Source organism: Trinickia violacea, assembly GCF_005280735.1.
GTDB classification, from domain to species: domain Bacteria; phylum Pseudomonadota; class Gammaproteobacteria; order Burkholderiales; family Burkholderiaceae; genus Trinickia_A; species Trinickia_A violacea.
The window spans coordinates 2,841,734-2,863,149 of record NZ_CP040077.1; the positions used below are offsets into that span (position 1 = coordinate 2,841,734).

General features: G+C 64.4%; 19 protein-coding genes. 7 read left to right on the top strand and 12 right to left on the bottom strand.

The features are described from left to right. Positions 1-4 precede the first annotated feature (4 nt). The 3 genes from preA to FAZ95_RS12865 form a co-directional block, all read right to left on the bottom strand. Positions 5-1,303, bottom strand: a complete 1,299-nt coding sequence (preA, locus tag FAZ95_RS12855; protein ID WP_137332816.1) for an NAD-dependent dihydropyrimidine dehydrogenase subunit PreA — start codon at positions 1,301-1,303, stop codon at positions 5-7. An 89-nt stretch (positions 1,304-1,392) separates the two neighbouring features. Beyond that, entirely contained in the window at positions 1,393-2,757 is a 1,365-nt protein-coding gene (locus FAZ95_RS12860; RefSeq protein ID WP_137332817.1) for an NAD(P)-dependent oxidoreductase, read from the bottom strand. A 171-nt stretch (positions 2,758-2,928) separates the two neighbouring features. Beyond that, positions 2,929-4,197, bottom strand: a complete 1,269-nt coding sequence (locus tag FAZ95_RS12865) for a Zn-dependent hydrolase (protein WP_137332818.1) — start codon at positions 4,195-4,197, stop codon at positions 2,929-2,931. 288 nt (positions 4,198-4,485) lie between these two features. Here FAZ95_RS12865 and FAZ95_RS12870 point away from each other — a divergent pair, with 288 nt between their 5' ends. Further along, a complete protein-coding gene (locus tag FAZ95_RS12870) occupies positions 4,486-5,214 on the top strand; it encodes a TetR/AcrR family transcriptional regulator (protein WP_137332819.1) in 729 nt (242 codons plus the stop codon). Here the strand turns inward: FAZ95_RS12870 and FAZ95_RS12875 are convergent, their stop codons facing one another. Continuing rightward, a complete protein-coding gene (locus FAZ95_RS12875; RefSeq protein ID WP_137332820.1) occupies positions 5,215-6,105 on the bottom strand; it encodes a LysR family transcriptional regulator in 891 nt (296 codons plus the stop codon). Positions 6,106-6,248: 143 nt separating this feature from the next. Here FAZ95_RS12875 and FAZ95_RS12880 point away from each other — a divergent pair, with 143 nt between their 5' ends. Together FAZ95_RS12880 and FAZ95_RS12885 are read left to right on the top strand one after the other, a co-directional pair. Then, positions 6,249-6,974 carry a pirin family protein gene (locus tag FAZ95_RS12880; protein WP_137332821.1) on the top strand — a complete coding sequence of 242 codons (726 nt, stop codon included), beginning with the start codon at positions 6,249-6,251 and terminating at the stop codon, positions 6,972-6,974. Positions 6,975-7,050: 76 nt separating this feature from the next. Beyond that, positions 7,051-7,464 (top strand): DoxX family protein, encoded by a 414-nt coding sequence (locus FAZ95_RS12885; RefSeq protein WP_137332822.1) that lies wholly within the window; start codon positions 7,051-7,053, stop codon positions 7,462-7,464. A gap of 55 nt (positions 7,465-7,519) precedes the next feature. On the opposite strand, the gene FAZ95_RS12890 is transcribed toward FAZ95_RS12885, so the two are convergent. From FAZ95_RS12890 to FAZ95_RS12900, 3 genes are all read right to left on the bottom strand, one after another. Beyond that, a complete protein-coding gene (locus FAZ95_RS12890; protein WP_254699692.1) occupies positions 7,520-8,794 on the bottom strand; it encodes an FUSC family protein in 1,275 nt (424 codons plus the stop codon). Beyond that, positions 8,791-9,972 (bottom strand): patatin-like phospholipase family protein, encoded by a 1,182-nt coding sequence (locus FAZ95_RS12895; RefSeq protein ID WP_137332823.1) that lies wholly within the window; start codon positions 9,970-9,972, stop codon positions 8,791-8,793. Before FAZ95_RS12895 ends, FAZ95_RS12890 begins: the two co-directional genes overlap by 4 nt. A gap of 143 nt (positions 9,973-10,115) precedes the next feature. Further along, on the bottom strand, positions 10,116-10,436 hold the full coding sequence (locus tag FAZ95_RS12900; RefSeq protein ID WP_137332824.1) for a hypothetical protein: 321 nt from the start codon (positions 10,434-10,436) through the stop codon (positions 10,116-10,118). Between the two features lie 265 nt (positions 10,437-10,701). Here FAZ95_RS12900 and phaP point away from each other — a divergent pair, with 265 nt between their 5' ends. Next, a complete protein-coding gene (phaP, locus tag FAZ95_RS12905; protein ID WP_137332825.1) occupies positions 10,702-11,127 on the top strand; it encodes a TIGR01841 family phasin in 426 nt (141 codons plus the stop codon). Between the two features lie 515 nt (positions 11,128-11,642). Here phaP and FAZ95_RS12910 read toward each other — a convergent pair. After that, a complete protein-coding gene (locus FAZ95_RS12910) occupies positions 11,643-12,023 on the bottom strand; it encodes a phage protein NinX family protein (RefSeq protein ID WP_137332826.1) in 381 nt (126 codons plus the stop codon). A 373-nt stretch (positions 12,024-12,396) separates the two neighbouring features. Here FAZ95_RS12910 and FAZ95_RS12915 point away from each other — a divergent pair, with 373 nt between their 5' ends. From FAZ95_RS12915 to fusA, 3 genes are all read left to right on the top strand, one after another. Next, complete coding sequence (locus tag FAZ95_RS12915) at positions 12,397-13,689, top strand: D-amino acid dehydrogenase (protein WP_137332827.1); 1,293 nt, start codon at positions 12,397-12,399, stop codon at positions 13,687-13,689. A gap of 68 nt (positions 13,690-13,757) precedes the next feature. Further along, on the top strand, positions 13,758-14,246 hold the full coding sequence (locus FAZ95_RS12920; RefSeq protein WP_137332828.1) for a universal stress protein: 489 nt from the start codon (positions 13,758-13,760) through the stop codon (positions 14,244-14,246). A gap of 115 nt (positions 14,247-14,361) precedes the next feature. Then, positions 14,362-16,413, top strand: coding sequence for an elongation factor G (gene fusA / locus FAZ95_RS12925; RefSeq protein ID WP_137332829.1), 2,052 nt, complete (start codon positions 14,362-14,364; stop codon positions 16,411-16,413). 4 nt (positions 16,414-16,417) lie between these two features. Here fusA and FAZ95_RS12930 read toward each other — a convergent pair whose 3' ends face one another. Genes FAZ95_RS12930 through murJ form a run of 4 tightly spaced genes read right to left on the bottom strand, consistent with a single transcriptional unit; the run spans position 16,418 to position 21,306 of the window. After that, positions 16,418-17,605, bottom strand: coding sequence for a glycosyltransferase (locus tag FAZ95_RS12930; RefSeq protein ID WP_254699693.1), 1,188 nt, complete (start codon positions 17,603-17,605; stop codon positions 16,418-16,420). A gap of 36 nt (positions 17,606-17,641) precedes the next feature. Further along, a complete protein-coding gene (locus tag FAZ95_RS12935) occupies positions 17,642-18,805 on the bottom strand; it encodes a glycosyltransferase family 4 protein (protein WP_137332830.1) in 1,164 nt (387 codons plus the stop codon). A gap of 20 nt (positions 18,806-18,825) precedes the next feature. Continuing rightward, complete coding sequence (locus FAZ95_RS12940) at positions 18,826-19,932, bottom strand: glycosyltransferase family 4 protein (protein ID WP_137332831.1); 1,107 nt, start codon at positions 19,930-19,932, stop codon at positions 18,826-18,828. A gap of 30 nt (positions 19,933-19,962) precedes the next feature. After that, the gene (gene murJ / locus FAZ95_RS12945; RefSeq protein ID WP_175425585.1) at positions 19,963-21,306 is read right to left on the bottom strand and encodes a murein biosynthesis integral membrane protein MurJ; all 1,344 of its coding nucleotides are present in this window, start codon (positions 21,304-21,306) and stop codon (positions 19,963-19,965) included. Positions 21,307-21,416: the final 110 nt, after the last annotated feature.

Sequence of the window (21,416 nt, forward strand, 5' to 3'; positions counted from 1 at the left end):
TCGTTCAAGCCGCTTTCGCGGCCACGTCGGTCTCGTCTTGTTGCTGCACACGTGAAGGGTTGTTTGGATGCGTCGTCCAGTTCGAATACGCACCACTGTCCACGCGCTCCATCGTGATGCATTGCTCGACCGGGCACACGTGCATGCATAAATTGCACCCGACGCAGTTTTCGTCGATCACTTCGAAGTGGCGCACGCCGTCCTTCTCGCGCGTAATCGCCTGATGCGACGTGTCCTCGCACGCGATATGGCACAAGCCGCATTGGATGCAGCGGTCCTGGTCGATACGCGCCTTGATGTCGTACTGCAGGTTCAAATACTTCCAGTCCGTCACGTTCGGCACGGCGCGGCCGCGGATGTCGTCGAGCGTCGCGTAGCCTTTTTCGTCCATCCAATTCGAGAGACCGTCCGCGAGGTCGGACACGATCCGGAAGCCGTAATGCATCGCCGCCGTGCACACCTGCACGCTGCCGGCGCCGAGCACGATGAACTCGGCGGCGTCGCGCCACGTCGAGATGCCGCCGATGCCGGAGATCGGCAGCCCCGGCGTTTCCACGTCGCGCGCGATTTCGGCCACCATGTTCAGCGCGATCGGCTTCACGGCCGGGCCGCAATAGCCGCCGTGCGTGCCCTTGCCGTCGACGGTCGGCATCGGCGCCATCTGGTCGAGATCGACCGCGACGATCGAGTTGATCGTGTTGATCAGCGAAACGCCATCGGCGCCGCCTTTAAAAGCCGCGCGCGAGCCGAGGCGGATATCGCTGATGTTCGGCGTGAGCTTCACGAGGCACGGCAGGCGCGTGCCTTCCTTCACCCAGCGCGTGACCATCTCGACGTATTCGGGCACCTGGCCCACCGCCGAGCCCATGCCGCGCTCGCTCATCCCGTGCGGACAGCCGAAGTTCAGCTCGACCGCGTCGGCGCCCGTGTCTTCGACGAGCGGCAGAATCCATTTCCAGTCGCGCTCGTTGCACGGCACCATCAACGAGACGATCAGCGCGCGGTCGGGCCAGTCGCGTTTCACTTGCGCGATCTCGCGCAGATTGACGTCGAGCGGGCGATCGGTGATCAGCTCGATGTTGTTCAGGCCCGCGATGCGCTGGCCGTTCCATTGCACCGCGCCGTAGCGCGAGCTGACGTTGACGACGTGCGGATCGAGCCCGAGCGTCTTCCAGACGACGCCGCCCCAGCCCGCTTCGAACGCGCGGTTCACGTTATAGGCTTTGTCGGTGGGCGGCGCGGACGCGAGCCAGAAGGGGTTCGGCGACGTGATGCCGGCAATCGTGCAGCGAAGATCGGCCATGTTCGGCTCCGTGGGGTGTCTGTGTCGTTTGCGTGGCGCGCTGACGACTATCGTTGCGCGCGCATCTATCTCTTTGCCGCTAGATGCACCTAGGCCGCTCGCACTGCCGTGCGCGCGAACACACGATCGATCGACGCCGCCGCGAGCTTGCCGTCCTGCACAGCCTGCACGGTCAGATCGAGGCCGGTCGCCGCGCAGTCGCCGCCCGCCCAGACGTCGCCGAGCGACGTGCGGCACTCGGCGTCGACCGCGATGCGCGCGCCGTCGAGCGTGAGGATCTCGCGATCGACGCCGGCGGCAACGAATGTCTGCCCAATCGCCTTGAGCACCATATCGGCCTCGACCGTGAAGCGCTCGCCCGTGTCGGCGAGCCGCCCTGCTTCGTCTTCACGCGTCCATTCGAATTCGACAGCCGTGACGGTTCGACCATCGCCGAGCACCCTCACCGGACGTGCGTTGAGAATCAGCGAAACGCCCTGCGTTTGCGCGAATTCACGCTCGGCCCACGTCGCGCTCATCGCGTCGACGCCGCGCCGGTACGCCATCGTCACGCTCTGCGCGCCGAGCTTTTTGCTTTGCACGGCGGCATCCACCGCGGTATTGCCGCCGCCGATCACGACCACGCGGCGGCCGACGGGCAGCGTGGCGAGATCCTTGGATTGGCGCAGCCGTGCGATGAAGTCCACTGCGTCGAGCACGCCGTCGAGCGTTTCGCCTTCGACGCCGAGCGCCTTCACACCCGCGAGCCCCACCGCAAGAAACACGGCATCGTGCTGCTGGCGCAAGTCGGCGAGGCTCATGTCCCGGCCCAGCGCGACACCCGAGCGCAATTCGATACCGCCGATCGACAACAGCCACTCCACTTCGCGCTGAGCGAAGTCATCGACGGTCTTGTAAGCCGCGATCCCGTACTCGTTGAGGCCGCCGGCTTTTTCTCGCGCGTCGAAGAGCGTCACGCGATGCCCCGCCAACGCGAGACGATGCGCGCACGCCAGCCCGGCAGGCCCTGCGCCGACCACGGCGACATGGCGCCCGCTATCCGCCGCGCGCTTGAAGAGCGTCTCGCCGCGCGCCATCGCCCAATCGGTTGCATGCCGCTGCAACGCGCCGATCGCGACCGGCTTGCCGTCCTGATGGTTGCGCACGCAAGCGCCTTCGCAGAGGATCTCGGTCGGGCACACGCGGGCGCACATCCCGCCAAGCGGATTCGCCGACAGGATGTCGAGCGCCGCGCCCTTCACGTTGCCGTTGCCGATCTTGCGGATGAAGCTCGGGATATCGATTTGCGTCGGGCAAGCGTTCACGCACGGCGCGTCGTAGCAGTAGTGGCAGCGGCTCGCGGCAACCGCGGCCGCGCCTGCGTCGAGCAGCGGCGCGATATCGGCGAACTCGCACGCGAGTCGATCGGCGCCGAGACGGCCGGTCGCGATATCGCCGGTTTCCTTCGTGGTCATGCGCGCTCCTACACAAAAAAGAGGACGAACGGAGCCCGCCGGCCTCGCTCGCGCGAAGCCGGAATACGGGTTGGGCACACCTTGCTGAATACGCTTAAAAGTAGCGGCTAAATCGATCGATGGACCGTTGGCCGCCGAACCCCGGCGGCGAATCGGCCATCGCCGACAGGGTCATGAAACCGGCTCGCTCGCACGCTCGAGCATCGCGTGCAGCAACACGTTCGCGCCGGCCTCGATCCATTCGGGCGTCGCGTCCTCGATCTCGTTGTGGCTGATGCCGTCGACACACGGCACGAATACCATCGACGTCGGCGCGACCTGCGACAGATAGCAGGCGTCGTGTCCGGCGCCCGAGACGATGTCGCGGTTCGAGTAGCCGAAGCGCTCGGCGGCGCGGCGCACCGAGTTCACACACGCCTTGTCGAATGCGATCGGCGCGTAATAGAAGATCTGATCGAGCTGGGTATCGAGGCCGATGGTGTCGGCGATGCTCGCGACACCCTTGCGCAATTCGGCGTCCATCTGAGCGAGCACGGCATCGTCGGGATGGCGGAAGTCGACCGTGAAGAACACGCGCCCTGGAATCACATTGCGCGAGTTCGGATGTACTTGCATCATGCCGACCGTCGCGCACGCGAACGGCGCGTGATCGAGCCCGATGCGGTTCACCAGATCGACGACGCGCGCCGCGCCGAGCAGCGCATCGCGGCGGCGCGGCATCGGCGTCGGGCCCGCGTGCGCCTCCTGGCCCGTCAGCACGATTTCATACCAGCGCTGGCCTTGCGCGTCGGTGACGACGCCGATCGTCTTATGTTCGGCTTCGAGAATCGGGCCTTGCTCGATGTGCAGCTCGAACGCCGCGTGAATCGGCCGGCCGCCGCATGGCACATCGCCCGCATAGCCGATGCGCCGCAGTTCCTCGCCGATCGTCTTGCCGTCGACGTCCTTGCGCGAGAGCCCGTATTCGAGCGTGAAGACGCCCGCGAACACCCCCGAGGCCACCATCGCCGGCGCAAAGCGCGAACCCTCTTCGTTGGTCCAAATGACGACCTCGACCGGATGCTCGGTTTCGATGCCGTGATCGTTGAGGCTGCGGATGATTTCCAGGCCGCCGAGCACGCCGTAGATGCCGTCGAAGCGGCCGCCCGTCGGCTGCGAATCGGCGTGCGAGCCGGTCATCACCGGTGCCGCTGACGCGTTGCGGCCGGCACGCCGCATGAACACGTTGCCCATTTGATCGACCGTGACCGTGCAGCCGGCCTCCTTGGCCCAGCTCACGATCAGGTCACGCCCTTCGCGATCGAGATCGGTCAGCGCGAGCCGGCAAACGCCACCTTTCTTCGTCGCGCCGATCTTCGCCATCGTCATCAGGCTGTCCCACAAGCGCCGGCCGTTCACCTTGACCAGCGCTTCCAAACCTTGCTCCGTGACTGCGCTCATCTGTGCCTCTCCTTATCGTTTTGGGGCATGTCGCCCTGCGTCGGTGCATCGCTTTGCGGCTCCGGCTAACATCCGATTTCCCGCCTCTCCAATCCTGTCCGATTGGACAGGTTGTAGACCATTAATTTTGATATTTCAATGGGTTCTAACCCAGCGAAAAGCATGCCATTGCACTGCAGCAGACCCGCGCGACGAGACACCAGGCCGCTTGCGACACGCCCCATGCGAACCACGAGATTGCGACTACAATGAGGCGCGACGCGGCAGGCAAGCCGAACGAGGCCGATGATGAAGAGCAACGAAACGCGTGCAGTCGACCACGAACACGAAGAAACATCGAAACCGATGCGGCGCCGCAAGGCGCACATCCGTCACACGAATGAAGCGCACTTGCTCGCGTGCGCGGAAGCGGTCTTCGCCGAACGCGGGCTCGAAGGTGCGAGCACCGCGCTGATCGCGGAGCGCGCGGGCCTGCCGAAAGCCAACCTGCACTACTACTTCCCGACCAAGCTCGATCTCTATCGCCGCGTACTCGACGACGTGTTCGAGGAATGGCATCGCGCCGCCAATACGTTCGAAGGCAGTGACGATCCGGTGCAAGCGATCGGCGGCTACGTGCGCGCGAAGATGGCGCTGTCGCGGCGGCGGCCGCTTGGATCGAAGGTGTGGGCGAGCGAGATCATTCAAGGCGCGGCGCACATGCAAGACATCCTGTCAGAGCGCGTGAAGCCTTGGATGGAAACCCGCGTCATCGTGATCAACGATTGGGTGGCGCGCGGCCTGCTTGCGCCGATCGATGCCCGCACGCTGCTCTACATGATCTGGGCCGTCACCCAGCATTACGCCGATTTCGATGCGCAGATCCAGGCGTTATCGGGCAAGCGCGCGTTGTCGAAAAAGGCGTTCGATGCGGCGACCGAAGAAGTGGTCGCGCTGATCATTCGCGCCTGCGGCGCGACGTCGCCGAACGCTCAGACTCAAGCACCAGCTCATGAGGCGCGCGAGGAGCGAAGCTAGTCAAGCACCCAATGTCTTCGCCAGACGCTCGCGCAAGAACTGCGTAAACGCGCGGATCGTCACCGAGCTTTGACGATGCTGCGGATACACCGCATAGACCGTAAACGACGACCGCGAGAAATCCTCGAGCACTTCAACGAGCTTGCCGCTCGCCAACGCATCCGCGACGATAAATTCCGGCAGCCGCGCGATACCGAGCCCCGCGATCGCCGCATCGCGGATCACCTCGCCATTGTTCGCGCGCAACGGGCCGCGCACATCGAACATCTCGCGCGCGCCATCGACGATGAACTCCCAACCCGAGCGCCCTTCCTCCCCGTACAGCAGACACGCATGGCGCTCCAAATCGGCGGGCGTGGCCGGCGCGCGGCGCCTGCGCTTGTAGCCAGGACTGCAGCACGCGACGAGCCTCACCTCGGCGAGCTTTTGCGCGACCAGCGTCGAATCGGCGAGCGTGCCGATCCGCACCGCCATGTCGAAGCCCTCGCCGACCACGTCGGCGACGCGATCGCTCAATTGCATATCGAAGCGCACGTCCGGATGCGCGCGCAAGAATTCGGCGACGAGCGGCGACAGGTGAATCATGCCGAACGACATCGGCACGCTCACGCGCAACAGGCCGCGCGGCTCGGCGCGCTGCGCGGACATCGCTTGCTCGGCGTCCGACACTTCCGTGAGGATGCGCCGCGCGCGCTCGTGGAACTCGTAACCGAGATCGGTCACGGCAAGCTTGCGCGTGTTGCGCACGAGAAGACGTGCGCCGAGGCTTTCTTCGAGCGCCGCGACCCGCCGGCTCACGAACTGTTTCGATAGCTGCAAACGGTTCGCCGCCGCCGTGAAGCTGCGCGCATCGACCGTCGCAACAAAAATCTTCATGTCTTCGAGCTGCATCCGTGCCTCGCCTGATTGTCAACCTAAATGCGACATTGATTCTCAACCCGACGCGATTATATGCCCATCGATTGACCTAAAATTTCGTCAACGCATCAGGGCAGCGTTGCAACGATGCCCTCAACGAAACAACGGAGATTTAAATGATCGATGTCCGCCACGCCAGCCAACGCGGCCGCGCCGAGCACGGCTGGCTCAGCTCGCGCCACTCGTTTTCGTTCTCCAGCTACTACGATCCGCAGCAACTCGGCTTCTCCGACCTGATCGTCATCAACGACGACCGCGTCGCACCGGGCCAGGGTTTCGGCAAGCATCCGCATCGGGACATGGAGATCTTCTCGTACGTGCTCGAAGGCGCGCTCGAGCACAAGGATTCGATGGGCACGGGTTCCGTCATCGTGCCCGGCGACGTGCAATTGATGAGCGCGGGCACGGGTGTCGCGCACAGCGAATACAACCATTCGCGAAGCGAGCCCGTGCATTTCCTGCAGATCTGGATCGTGCCGTCGGAGAAAGGTGCAACGCCGCGCTATCAGCAGAAGAACTTCGCTGCTGCGGACAAGCGCGGCAAGCTGCGGCTCGTGCTGTCGCCTGACGGCGAAGGCGAGTCGCTTGCCTTGCGGCAGGACGCGCGCGTCTACGCTGGGCTCCTTGACGGCGACGAGAAGGCCAGCCTGCCGTTGCAAGCGGACCGCTACGCGTATGTGCATGTGGCGCGCGGCTCCGTCGTGCTCAATGGCGTGCGCCTGAACGAAGGCGACGGCGCGCGCATTCGCAACGAGGACATGCTGACTTTCGCGGAAGGCCGCGACGCCGAAGTGCTCGCGTTCGATCTGCGCAACCGCGAACTCTCCGACATGTACGCCTGATTCGAACTCGGATCGCTTCTGCTTTTGGACCGAAACCTACGATCTGATTTTTACTGATTACCCGAAAGGAACGAACATGAGATACGACCTTTTTGAGCAACGCAAGGATGCGATCCTGCTGGTTGCCCGTGTGCTGTTGATGGTGCTCTTCGTGATATTCGGCTGGAACAAGCTGACCGGCTTTTCCGGCACCGTCGCCTATATGGCGACGACCGGCGCGCCCGCGCCGGAGTTGTCCGCGATCATTGCGGTCGTGATGGAGTTGGTCGTCGGCCTTGCGCTCATGGTCGGCTTCTATGCCCGTCCGCTTGCGCTCGTGCTCGCCGTCTACACGCTCGGCACCGCGCTCATCGCCCACCACTTCTGGAGCATGACGGGCATGGTCGGCTACGACAACATGATCCACTTCTACAAGAACGTGAGCATCATCGGCGGCCTGCTGTTCCTGGCCGCGGCCGGCCCCGGCAAGTACTCGCTCGATCGCAAGTAAGCTCGGCCAATTAGCTCGAACGCCTCATCGCCCGGTCCGGGCCCATTCGACGGCGCTACGCGTGATGCGTGGCGCCGTCGGCGCGTCTGGCGGTCGCGAGCATCACGCCGCCGATCACGACGACGCCCGTGAGGATGCCCGCGAGCCGCAGCAAGGCAGGCTTCGGGTCCGCGGACCATTGATGATCCTGTACGAAGACCATGATGAACGCGATCGTGAACTGCCGACCGGCATAGCTCGCGCCTTCCTTGCCCGTCTGCAGATGACAGCCGACCCACACGCCCAGCGCGAGGGCGATCATGCAAGGGATCGTTTCACCGCGCAGCACCGGCAGCAACGCGACAGCGATAACGCCTGCCAACAGGCAACCTGCGAGACGCTGCACCATTTTTTCGAGCACGGGGCGTATCGTGTCGTCGACGATCGAAGCGGCGGGCAGCACGACGACCGCGATCGTCGTGACCATCGCCTGCGCGAAGCCCGGCAGGTTCAGCACATACGCGAGCGCAGTGAGAATCGCGATCGACACGCCTGCCTGCATCGCGAGACGCTTGCGCGCGGCTTGAAACGACACGGGCTCGAGCGTGATGACGGGCGCCGGGCCCAATCCCGCGGGCGCCGCGGGCTCGGCGGTTGCGGCGTCGTCCGCGGCGGCTGACGGTTGGGCATTGCCACGCGCCTTTTGCGCGACGCGAGTGAACCAATCGCGATGCGCGGCCCAGACCGAGATGGCCCAGGCCGAAGCTTCCTTTCCTTCGGGCCACGCCATGCCGCGATGCACGACGACGAGTTGAGCCAGCGCCGAGACCAGCACGCACGCCAACGTCCCGACGACCACCTCGATGACGCGCAACACCGCAAACCCCGCGCTCGCTTTCATCGACATGAGCAAGTGGGCCTCGAACGCGACCATCAGCGCGGTAATGGCGCCGAGAATCCACGCGTAGCTCGCCTCCGAACCGATCGCGCGATAGACCGAGACCCCGCCGATCACGCCGAGCACCGGCACGAAGAGCCACGGCAAGCCGCCCAACCACGGTCCGGCGAGCGCGCCGACAATCGCGCCGATCACGGTACCGAGCACGCGATGCAGGCCGCGCTTCGCGGACGCGCCGAGGCTCGTCTGCATCACGGTATAGCCGCTGATCGCGGCCCACCAGGTGTTCGACAAATGCAGCGCGTGCGCGAACAGCACGGCGAGCGCGACCGAAAGCGTCGCCTGCGCCGCGAACCCCATGCGTTCGGGCGACGATCGCCATGCGGCCAGCTCGCGTGCAATCCCATAGGCCGCGTCGCGCGCCGCGTCGGCGACATGCGCGAATGCATTCAACGCTCGACCCCACGCTCCATCCGATGCACCGAGATGCCTTCCATCGGATCGGGGTCCTCGCGCCACGGCGCGCGCCGCAGCATGCGCAGCGTGTCGTCGTAGCCGACGGCCCAGCGCCGCTCGATGCCGCTCGACGAGAAGTCGATGTCCTTGTGCAGCTCGTCGCCGTTGAAACACGGTGCGTCGAGCTCGATCACCCGCATCGTCGTGCCGCAGCCCCACGCGAGCAGTTCTTGAATGGCGGCCGAATCGCGCTCGCCCTCGGGAATGTGCTTGCCCAGCTCGCGAATCACGTGACGCAGCCGGTGGATCTGCCGCTGCCGTTCGAGGTGGCTCTCCGCGCGGCTCGAGTACTGGATGTCGCGCTGACGCCCCATCGCCTGCCAGATCGAAACCGGTTCGGGCCCGTGGGCCGGCCACAGCTGCACCGCGAAAATCACGGAGCTGCGGCGCGGATGATCGTCGAGCACAGCTTCGAGCGGCGTATTCGAGTAGACGCCGCCGTCCCAGTACGTTTCGCCGTCGACGCGCACTGACGGAAACCCGGGCGGAAACGCCGCGGACGCCATCACGTGATCGACGGAAAACGCGGCATCGCGATTCGTGAAGTAGCGCATCCGGCCGTTCGCGACGCCGACCGTGCCGACCGTCAGCCGCGTCGCCTTCTCTTTCGCGTTCAGATAGTCGAAGTCGACGAGCGCGTTGAGCGTCTCGCGCAGCGGCTCGGTCGTATAGAAGGCGGCTTGGTCGACCCCGACCGGCATTTGGAGGCCGAGCCAGGCCCCGGGTCGCGGCGTGAAGAACGGCGAGATGCCCTGCGTCACGATCGCGAGATTGCGCAGCCAGTCGTCCCAGAACGGAAACCAGCCGCCCGTCGCGCTGCCCGGATACGCGACGCGGCGCCAGAACTCCCTGAGCCGCGCGAGTCGCCGCTCGCGCGGATTGCCGGCGATGATCGCGCCATTGATCGCGCCGATCGACGTGCCGATCACCCAGTCGGGCTCGACGCCCGCATCGTGCAGCGCCTCGTAGACGCCGGCCTGGTACGCACCGAGCGCCCCCCCGCCTTGCAGCACGAATACGATCTGTCCGGGAATGTCGGCGCACGCCGACCGGTCCGGCTCCTCCTGCTGCGCAGGCAGCGGACCGCTACGGCCGCTCGGTGCGTCCTGATCCATGAACCCTCCTTCGTGCGTATAACGAAGTCGCGCGGATGCCGCGCGCCGGGCGGCCTAGTGAACTGCCGCATGAAGCGTCGGCGTGCGAGGCATCGCACGCATAGCATAGGCGAGCGGCGCCCGATTGGCGTGTCGATCGGCGTTCAATTCGTCGGCTGCTGCGGACGCACATAAGTTCGCACGCCGGCCAGCGGCGAGCCGTATTCACCGGATTCGACATTGTTCGGCAGGCCGTTGACGAGCTGGGCGCGCGGATCGGCCGGATTCAGATTCAGCTCGCCGGCCTGCTGGTTGCCGTGCGTCGGATACTCGCTGCCGCGCGCGGCGTTCGGCATCAAGCGCGTGCTGTTCTCGGGCGCGTACATGTCGTCTTGAGGGCTCAGACCTTGCGCGTATCCGTGAGCCGCGAGTCCACACGCTGCCGTGCACAATGCCACGCGCAGCACCATCGCCATTCGTTTCATGTTCGCCTCCGAAATCAGGAAAAAGCCGGGGAAAAGGCCGTCGCGGGCCGCGCAGCACGGCAACCGGCGTTTGCGCGGGCCACCGTGAAAATACGCATGGCCGCGGCCGACGGATTCACTGTAGACGCTCCGGGCGCGTCGCACACGGGCACGGATGACGCCCGGGCACGCCCCTACATTACTGGCGCGCGATGCGCGATACCATGTGCGCGCGCCATGCATTACCGCCTTGCCGTCCCCATCCATCCCTTTCGGAGCCGCGATCATGGAAACCACCAATCCCAACAGCCTTTTCGCCGAATACGCCAAGATGATCGAGAAGTTCAAGCTCCCCGGGATCGACGTCTCCGCCGTGTTGGAGTCGCAACGCAAGGACATCGAGGCACTGGCGGCTGCCAACGCCACGGCGATCTCGGGCATGCAGACGCTCGGCCAGAAACAGGCGGAAATCCTGCAATCGACGATGAGCCAGGTGCAATCGCTCGTCACGCAACTGACCACCTCGGGCGCCACGCCGTCCTCCAGCGCGGGCGAACTGGTGCAGCAAGCGCTGCACAAGGCGCTGGCGGACATGCAGGAGCTTGCGGACACGGCCTACAAGACGCAGTCGGACAGCTTCGCCGTGGTCAGCAAGCGCGTGTCGGAGCACGTCGAGGAACTGAAGGCGCTCTTGCAGGCGAAGAAACCCTGAGCATCCGGCGTCGGCCGCGAGGCTCGGTCAACGCCACGCGAAGCGCGAAGGGAGAGCCGCGATGCTTGCCGCCGGCTCCCCGCTGTCGCGTGAACCGCGGCGCCCTTCCCAGCCTCGACAACCGCCGAAACCCACGAAGCGCCGACGACGGTAGGAACGACGCGATGCACCGTCGTTGAAGCTGGCTGCTCTATTTAAATCGATTGTTGGTGCGAAAACGTACGCAGCCAAACGAAATGGCGTATGCCCGATTCCGGTAAATAGACGATGCTTAATGCTCCGATAGTTGGACGTCCGCAAACACTGAATTGCGATTCCGACGGATTATCGACAGCGCTCGAATCGGTACACTAAATCAGCAAAAGAGTCTCGGGGGGCCCTAACATGTTGACCGCTTTTTTCGTTGCCAGCCCGTTCGCGATAGCGGCGTTGTTTGCGTTTGCCAAGTTTGCCGACGCGCGCACCGGCGCAGCCGAACGCGACTTGTAGACGCCGGTGGCGCGAACGACGCGCGCCTAATCGCCTGACATCTCCTCATCCGGGACTTCGTCGCCGAATCGCTCGCCAACGTAGCACCGCATCGCAGCAATCAACGCCGTTGCGCCGGTATGCCGGAAATCCGCTTTCGCGATCTCGCGCCGGTTCCCCACGCTCTTCTCGGCTCCCCAGCAATCGTCGAACTTGACGATGCTGATCCCCTCGCGGTCAATGATCGGCCCACCTTCGTTCCAGTCGGTCGACGGCACAAAAGCCGCGTCCACCGCGCTCTCGGGGTCGCCGTCGCACGGCGGCTCCTCGACCCAGCACAGTCCGTCGTCGACGCGCGGCTTGGGCAGCTCGGCTGCACGAGCGACCCAGTAGTCGAGCCACGCACCTTCCAATTCCGATATCCGCATCGTTGCCCTCCGTATTTGTCTGCAGTGTACGCCTGCCAAGTGTGGCGAATGTGACACGGATTGCGCGTTGCCGCCGCGCGCTGTCCGTCACAGCGGGCGTTCGGCATGCCGTGCGCCACAGCCCTGCTTCGTGGCCGCCTTGGCGGATTATTTCGCAGTACTTTATTATCTGCGGAAAATCTTCCTAGGCTCGAAGGCATCCTCGCCATTCGAGTTCGCCGCGCCTCCCACTGGCTTGCCGGCAATTAAGGTAATACGATAGCAACGGCGACGATCGCGCCAGTCCTTCGCCGGCGATCGATTGCCAAGCGCTTCAGTCAACGCATTTCGAACCATCGAGCGCTATCGACTCACCCACTTTTGCGGAGCAGCCATGCGAGTTGTCGTCTTGGGTAGCGGCGTCGTCGGGGTGACGAGCGCCTATTATCTGGCGCGTGCCGGGCACGAAGTCACCGTGATCGACCGCGAGGCCGGCCCGGCGCTGGAAACCAGCTTTGCCAATGCCGGGCAGATCTCGCCGGGCTACGCCGCGCCGTGGGCCGCGCCGGGCGTGCCGCTCAAGGCTGTCAAATGGATGTTCCAAAAGCACGCGCCGCTCGCGATCCGGCCGGACGACGCCGACAAGCAATTCCAGCTGCAGTGGATGTGGCAGATGCTGCAGAACTGCACCGCCGAGCGCTATGCGATCAACAAGGCCCGCATGGTGCGCCTCGCCGAATACAGCCGCGACTGCCTGCAAGCGCTGCGCGCCAAGACCGGCATCGAGTACGAAGGCCGCACCGGCGGCACGCTGCAGGTGTTCCGCACGCAGCAGCAACTCGACGGCGCGGCGAAAGACATCGCGGTGCTCAAGGAAGCCGGCGTCGCGTATGAACTGCTGATGCCGTCCGAGCTGTCTCGTGCCGAGCCGGCGCTTGCCGCGACCGCGCACAAGCTGACCGGCGGCCTGCGCTTGCCCGGCGACGAAACCGGCGACTGCCAATTGTTCACGACGCGCCTGGTTGCGCTCGCCGAGCAGCTCGGCGTGACCTTCCGCTTCGACACGCTCGTCGACGCGCTCGCGCTGGAAGGCGGCCGCATTGCCGGCGTGCGGCACGGCAGCAAGCTCGTGCACGGGGACGCGTTCGTCGTCGCGTTCGGTTCCTATTCGACAAAATTTCTGTCGGGCATCGTCAAGATTCCGGTGTACCCGCTGAAGGGCTATTCGATCACGGCGCCCATTGCCGACGCCGCCAAGGCTCCCGTGTCGACCGTGCTCGACGAAACCTACAAGATCGCGATCACGCGTTTCGAGGAGCGAATTCGCGTGGGCGGCATGGCCGAGATCGTCGGCTTCGACAAGGAACTGCGCGAGGCGCGCCGCGACACGCTCGAAATGTGCGTGAACGACCTGTTCCCGGGCGGCGGCGATACCGCAAACGCGACGTTCTGGACCGGGCTGCGCCCGATGACGCCGGACGGCACGCCGATTGTCGGCCGCACCGCCGTGCCGAACCTGTTCCTGAACACGGGACACGGCACGCTCGGCTGGACGATGTCTTGCGGCTCCGCACAATTGCTAGCCGACCTCATCTCCGGCAACGAGCCGGCGATCCGCTGCGACGACCTCAACGTGTTCCGCTATTCCGACGAGCCTGCGCCTCCGGCGGATTTCGAGCTTGCCTGACGCCGGCGATCTAAAGGCTATGATGTAAACACTGCTGATGTCACCGCAGCCTTGCATGGGAGGCCATCGTGAACAAGGTCTTGGTCGGTTTTGACGGATCGGAGTCCGCGCATCACGCGGTCGCTTTCGCGGTGGATCTCGCGAAGCGATATGGGGCGAGTCTCTGTGTCCTGCTCGTGGCGCGAACGCCGGATTGGGGCGCGCTCGAGTACGAGCGCGTCGACGTGGTCGAACGCGAGGTGAAGCACTGCGAGGAGATCCTCGCCGAGATCAAAGCGAAGCTCGGCGACCTGACGACGGTGCCGATCCAGTTTGATCTCGTGATCGGCCAGCCCGCCAAGGAGATCGTCCTGTACGCCGAGAAGCACGACATCGATCACCTGGTCGTCGGCCATCGCGGCCACACGATGTTCGACCGCTGGCTGATCGGCTCGGTCGCGCGGCAGGTCATTGCCTACGCGCCGTGCGCCGTCACGATCGTGCGCGACCGGTCCGCCGACAAGTCCATGCGGGCGAAAGCGGAACGCCACGCCGAAACGGAAACGCCGCTGCTTTGAGCGCCCGGCGTCGGCGAGCGCACAGATTCGACACGATGCGCGCGCCCGCGCTATTTGGCAGACGGGCTGTTTTCGCGAATAATGGCCCAACATCCGTTACTGGACGAGGGCAACCATGGATTACAGCCCCGATGCCATCCGTACCATCGCCCTGGTCGGGCATGGCGGCTGCGGCAAGACTTCCATTGCCGAAGCGCTGCTCCACCAGGGCGGCGCGGTGCACGCGCCCGGCAGCGTGGAGCGCGGCACCACGGTCTGCGACTTCGACCCGCTCGAGCGCAAATACCATCACTCCCTGAATTCCGCCGTCACCCACCTGCATTACCGCGACACCCGCATCCACCTCCTCGATACCCCCGGTTATCCCGACTTTTCGGGACTGTCGATCAGCACGCTTTCCGCCGTCGAGACCGCCGCCATCGTCATCAATGCGCAGACCGGCATCGAAATGACCACGCGGCGCATGATGGAATGGGCCGGGAAACGCAAGCTCTGCCGAATGATCATCGTGAACGGCATCGACGGCGAAAAAGTCGATCTTCCCGGTTTGCTCGCGCAAATCCAGGAGGCGTTCGGCAAGTCGTGCCTGCCGATCAACCTGCCGGCGCAGAGCGGACGGCAGGTCGTCGATTGCTTCTTCAACCCTGCCGGCGAGGCCGATTTTTTGTCGGTGGAAACCGCGCACAATCAATTGATCGATCAGGTCATCGAGATCGATCCGCAATTGATGGAGCTCTACCTGGAGCAAGGCGAGGCCATCACTCCCGAGCAATTGCACGAGCCGTTCGAGCGCGCGCTGCGCGAAGGCCATCTGATACCGGTCTGCTTCACGTCCGCGATAAATGGTGCCGGGATTGCGGAATTGCTCGACGTGTTCGTGCGGCTCTTGCCGAATCCATCGGAAGGCAACCCGCCCCTTTTCTATCGCGATGCGGACGGCCGCCAGGAAGTCGTTCACGCCGAACCCGACGCCGGCAAGCATGTGCTCGCCCACGTCTTCAAGATCGTCGTCGATCCGTACATCGGCAAGATGGCCGTGTTTCGCATTCATCAGGGCACGATCAGGCGCGACAGCCAGCTCTACATCGGGCTCGGACGGCAGCCGTTTCGCGTGGCGCACTTGATGATGCTGCAGGGCAAGGACCATGTGGATGTTCCCGAGGCCGGACCCGGCGACATCTGCGCCACGGCCAAGGTCGACGAGATCGGCTTCGATGCCGTGCTGCACGATGCTCCCGAAGACGGCGATATCCACCTGACGCCGCTCGACTTCCCCACCCCGATCTACGGCCTCGCGATCGAACCCGCGCGCCGCGGCAACGAGCAGCGCCTCTGGGAGATTCTGCAGAAACTCGGCGCGGAAGATCCGTGCCTGCGCATCGAACACCCGGTCGGGACGAACGAAACCGTCGTGCGCGGTTTGGGCGAGCTGCATCTGCGCCACATGCTCGAACGGCTCGCCGACCAGTACAAAGTCGACGTCGTGACGCGGCCGCCGAAGATCGCCTATCGCGAGACCATCGGCGGCAAGGCCGAAGGACATCACCGCCACAAGAAGCAAACGGGCGGCGCGGGCCAATTCGGCGAGGTGATGCTGCGCGTCGAGCCGCTGCCGCGCGGCGCCGGCTTCGAGTTCGTCGATGCCGTCAAGGGCGGCGCCATCCCAGGCCAGTTCATTCCGGCAGTCGAAAAAGGCATTCTTCAGGTGATCGAGAGCGGGCCGCTCGCGGGATTTCCGATGCAAGACGTGCGCGTCACCGTGTTCGACGGCAAGAGCCATTCCGTCGATTCCAAGGAGGTGGCGTTCGTCACCGCGGGGCGCAAGGCGTTCATCGATGCGGTGCTGAAGGCACAACCGATCGTGCTCGAACCGATCGTCGACATCGAGGTGATGACGCCGGAAACGGCAATGGGCGACATCATCGGCGATTTGTCGTCAAAGCGCGGGCAGGTTCACGGCACGCGCAACATCGCGGGCAACGCGGTGGTCGTCGCGGGACAGGTGCCGCTGTCGGAACTCAACGATTACCAGTCACGGTTGAACGCCATTGCGGGCGGGCATGGGAACTACAGCATCCAGCTCAGCCACTACGATCCGGTGCCGCCTTCCCAGCAGGAGAGACTGGCGTCGCAACATAAGAAGCAGGGGGATGCTGCAGCGCAATGACCCACTAAGTGGGGTCGACGCCAAACTCAAGCGCTCCTCGGGGCGTCGAATACACATGCCGGTAGGCTGCCCAACAACGCTCGATCGAAAAGCGCGAGACCATACGCGAGCGCGCCTGCGCGCCTAGTTGCTCGAGTCCTTCGCGACTGAGCGAAAGGAGGCTCACCATGCTTGCCGCCAGCGCCTCAGGATCTCCACGCGGAACGACACAACCCGTGTCGCCGATCAACAGCGCGGTATCGCCGACATCGGTCGCGACGCATGGGACGCCGCACGCCATCGCCTCGCCGACGACGGTCGGCAGCCCCTCACTTCGCGACGACAGACAGAAAAGATCCAGCGAGGGGATCACCAGATGCACGTCGCTGCGCGGGCCCATGAGATGACACACGCCTTCGATGCCAGCCCGCCCGATCATCATCGTGAGTTCCCGATTGCCATGATCAAGACCCCGTCCGATCATGACGAAGTGGCACCCAGGCAGCATCGCGGACGCCTTCGCTACCGCGCTGACGAAGTTACCGTAGTCCTTGGCGGGATCGTAGCGGCCGACGATGCCGACAATCTGCGCCGCGGGACCCAGGTCGAGTGCCGGGCGCAACGGGTCGCTGTCGCGCGGACGCGGCTTGAACAGCTCGAGATCGAACCCGTTGAAAATCACATGCATTCGCTTGTGGCAGTAGCCACCGCCGGAGTGCGACGACCGCGCCGCTTCAGCGCAGCACACAATCACATCGGGCAGCCACGACGACAGCCGCGCGCAGCACTTTGCGACGAGCGCCAGCTTGACGCCCGAACCGAACGAAGGGAATTCGGTCTGGTGCACCCCCCAGGCGAGCGTCAACCGGCTCAGCCGGCCGGCGCCGCGTCCGGGCACAAGCCGCGCGATCCGCGCGGCAACGCCGCCAAACAGATCGGCGTGATACATCCAGGTCTGCACGACATCCGGCCGAAGCTCGACTAGCCAGCGCACGAGACGGATGAGACTGAACGGATTGGGCACACTGCGCGACATTCCGAGCAGCCGCACCTCGATGCCGAGCGCGCGAATGCGCTCACCCATCGAGTCGAGCGACGACATCGAGATGACCGTGTGTTGAACGCCGTCGCACTGCGACGCCTGGATCAGGCGATATAGCATCATTTCAGCCCCGCCCACTTGGAGGCCGGAAATGACGTGAACGATTTTCATGGCGCAAATTTCCCCGAGCGGTGTTGTCACCCACCGTCAAATCGGCGCCGGCAACGTAGCGCCGAGCTCCTGATAAACCGCAAACATCTCGCCGAGCACGATGCTCTCGTCGAACTCTTCCAACGCCTTCTTTCTCGCTGCGAGACCGAGCTTGACGCCGAGCGCACGGTCGTCGTCGAGGATGCGGATCGCGTCGGCAAGCGCTTTTGCGTCACGCGCGGGAATCAAAATTCCGTCCTCGCCGTTGCGAGTCACCACCTCGCGGCAGCCGGGTGCATCTGTCGTAATCAGCGGCAACGCACACGCTGCGCCTTCGATCAGCGTCGTCGGCAGACCTTCGCGGTAATAGCTCGGCAACACGACGACGTCCACGTCCGACAACAGTGCGGGCATGTCGCTCACGTGACCCAGCCAGACGAGCAAGCCGTCGCCAACCCATTTCTCGATTTGGCTGCGGCGAATCGCAGCTGGATTGCCGTCGTCGGGAGAACCGGCGAGCAGGAATATCACCGAACGTCCTTCGCTCCGCAGCATCCGCGACGCTTCGACGAATTCGCCAATGCCCTTCTCCCAAATCAGTCTCGCCGCCAGCACGACCCGCAGCGGCGCACGCGTCTGCGACGCGCGCGGCCCGTGCGGCAGATAGCGTCCGAGATTGACGCCTGCGCCCTTGATCAGCCGCAGCGAACGCTCCGCCGCAATATGCGACTGCTTGAAGAGCGCGACGTCGTCAGCGTTCTGCAATATGACCGCCGAACGCTCGCCATGAAACGCGGAGCGCATCACATGCCGCACCACGGGCCGGAGCATGCGCGCGCGCAGTTGATCGCTAGTGAACACGTAACCCATGCCGTCGATCGCATTGACGCGAATTGGCACGCCGACGAGCCGGGCCGCCAGTGAGCCATACACCGCGCCCTTGATGGTGAAGCCGTGCACGAGGAGCGGGCGTTCGCGTCTGAAGAAGCGCGCGAGCCACAGCACGAGCCCAAACTCGCGCCACGGGTTGAGGCTGCGCCGTTCCATCGGCATGACCTCCCAGCAAAAGCCGAGATCCCGCAACTTCGGACCGTAGCTGCCGTCGGGCGACAGCAGGATCACGTCGAAACCGCGGTCTCGCAGCATATGAGCAAGCGACAGACGGAAGTGGTATAGATACCAGTCCGTGTTGGCCAGAAGAATGACTTTCTGCTTCAGCATCGTCGTGCCCCGAGGATTCCTCAACCCACACGCAACCGAGCGAACAGCCGGTCCCAAACCGCAAGAATCGTGGCGACGGAATACCGTTCCCGGATTGAGCGCGCACCCTTGTTGCCGAGCTCTTCGCGCAACGAGCCATCGGACAGCAGACGCCGAAGCGCAGCAGCAAGCGCGTCCGAATCGCCGGGTGGGATCAGCAGGCCATCCTGACCATCGCGCATCAATTCGCGCGGCCCGCTCGGGCAGTCGAATGCAACGGCCGGTACGCCGAGCGCCATGCTTTCCATCAACGCCATCGGCATCCCTTCAAAGCGCGAGGACAGCACGAACGCGTCCGCGGCGGCCATCTCGTCCCATGCGGCCTGTGTCCGTCCCGGCAGAAAGACCCGATCGGCCAGATGGAGCTTCGCGATCCTGTCTGTCAGCATGGATCGCTCGGAGCCTTCGCCCCAGATCCAAAGATCCCAGTCCTCGAATTCGTCCGCGATTTTTGCGAATGTCTCGATCAGCAGTTCGTAGTGCTTTTGCGGATGCAGGCGACCCACGGAAATCAGGCGTTTTCTGCCACCCGCGCGCCGTGGCTTGGCGATGCCGAATAGTTCGTCCGGAACGGGATTGGGAACGACAGCGATGCATGGCGTGACGCCCTCGCGCGCCCTGCGGAACTCCGCCGCCATCGATTCGGAGAGGAACGTCAGTGCGGACGCCTGCGGATACACGAGCCGGCACAGCGTCTTCCACAGCACCGACCGGCCATCGGCGGCAGGGTCGTTGTGTTCGCACGCCACAACCGGAATGCGCAGGCCGCGAGAGGCCAAGATTGCGGTGACGTTGACATTCGTCAGAAACGACACGATGACGTCCGGCTGCTCCTCCACGAAAATCCTGCGCAACGCAGCCATTCTCGCGGCGTACCCGAAAAGCTTGGATGCGTTGCGTGCGGTTCGTTCAGCCAGAAAGATCACCCGCACCTTGTCGGAGAGTCGAAAGAAGCTGTCACCGCCTTTGCTGTACGTCGCGACCAGCGTTACCGAGTCGCTGCGTGCGGTCCACGCGCCCGACAGAATCGCGGCAACACGTTCGGCACCGCCCGGCCCCATCGCGCTGACGACGAGAACAATTTTCATTTTTCGCAGTCTCCCCGAGCAGACGCCGGCTCAGCCTGCATCACTGCCGCGCAGCATGCCGAGCGATAGAAGGAACGCGCTTGCATACAAGAGCGCCGTCGAAATCTGCACGCCTGCAATGCCGAAGTAGCGAACCAGCACGAAATTGCCCGCCACCTTCAATGCGAAGGCCAGCAACGAGATGTTCGCCACCAGCCTGAAGCGTCCTTCGCTTATATACAGCTGCCATAACACCAGCACCGCAAAATAGAACGGCACCTGTAGCAGTCCCCAGCGAAAAACATCCGCCACCCTGAGCGTGTCTGCCGCGGTAAAGGCGCCTCGTTGGAACAGCACGGCGATGATCGTTGGCGCGAGCAGCCACGACACCACAACGCAAGCGAAGCCAAGCGCGAGCGTGGCAAGCGCCCATATGCGCGCGGTGCGCCGGGCGAGTGCCGGGTCCCCCCGTTTCTGGATGTCGGCGAATACCGGCAAGGTGGCGCGCGCGGCGGCCATCGCACCCATGCCGAGCAACAACGCGAGCACGCGGTTGGCGTAGCCGAGCGTGCCGTTCGCCCCTTCCCCGAGACGGGTCATGAAGTACTGGTCGAGCGGCGCGCAAAAGCACAGAGCGATTTGGCCGACCATGAGGGCCTGGATCGATCGCGACAGCGGCCCCCAATGGGGAGAGTGCAGCGACAGGTGGACGCGGCTCGGCACGCCGTCGGCGCGGGTCGCGAGCGACCTCAGCCAAACAACCTGTAGAGCGAAGCCGACGACGGTCCCAAGGACCAGCGGCACAACGCCGTTGCCGGGCGGGGTCAGCAGCACGCTCACCAGTATGACTGCCGCCGGCAGCCCTTCAAGCAGGGTATTGATGTGCCGCTCGCGGGCCTGCAGACGCGCGGCATAAATCCCGGACGCGAGTATCAGTCCACCGGTAGGCGCGAGCCAGAACATCATTTGCCGGCACATCTCGCGTGTCACCGCGGACAGGTCGCCGCCCATCGCGCGAATGGCGAGCGGCCAGCCCAGATATAGCGCAAGGACAAGCAGCACGCCGGTCACTGCCACGGCCCCTTCCATTTCGCCTATGAACCGTGCCTGATCGTCGCTTGCGCGCGTGCGCAGATTGACGAACATGGGCACGAGCACGACGCTGATTACGGTCAACAACGTGGTGGGCAACCACGTCACGAGGGTGTTGGTGAACTGGTACGCGTCGACGATGTTGCTGATTCCATACTTGTACGCGATTGCCATTTCTTTCAGCGCCCCGGTGCATTTGCCGACGAGCACGAACGCGGAGACGCGCACTGCGGCCCACGCAATGCGCAGATGGTCGGGATGGCTGCTGAGCACCCGCTCCCGCCACCGCGAAAGCTGGAACATCACGGCGCTTACCATTGCCGGTCGCACTTGACTGCGGGTGCGCCAATCCTTCCAGCAATCCGGGCCTGTTGCCGCGAGCGCCGCGTCACAAGGCAATCGGTTCTTTTCGG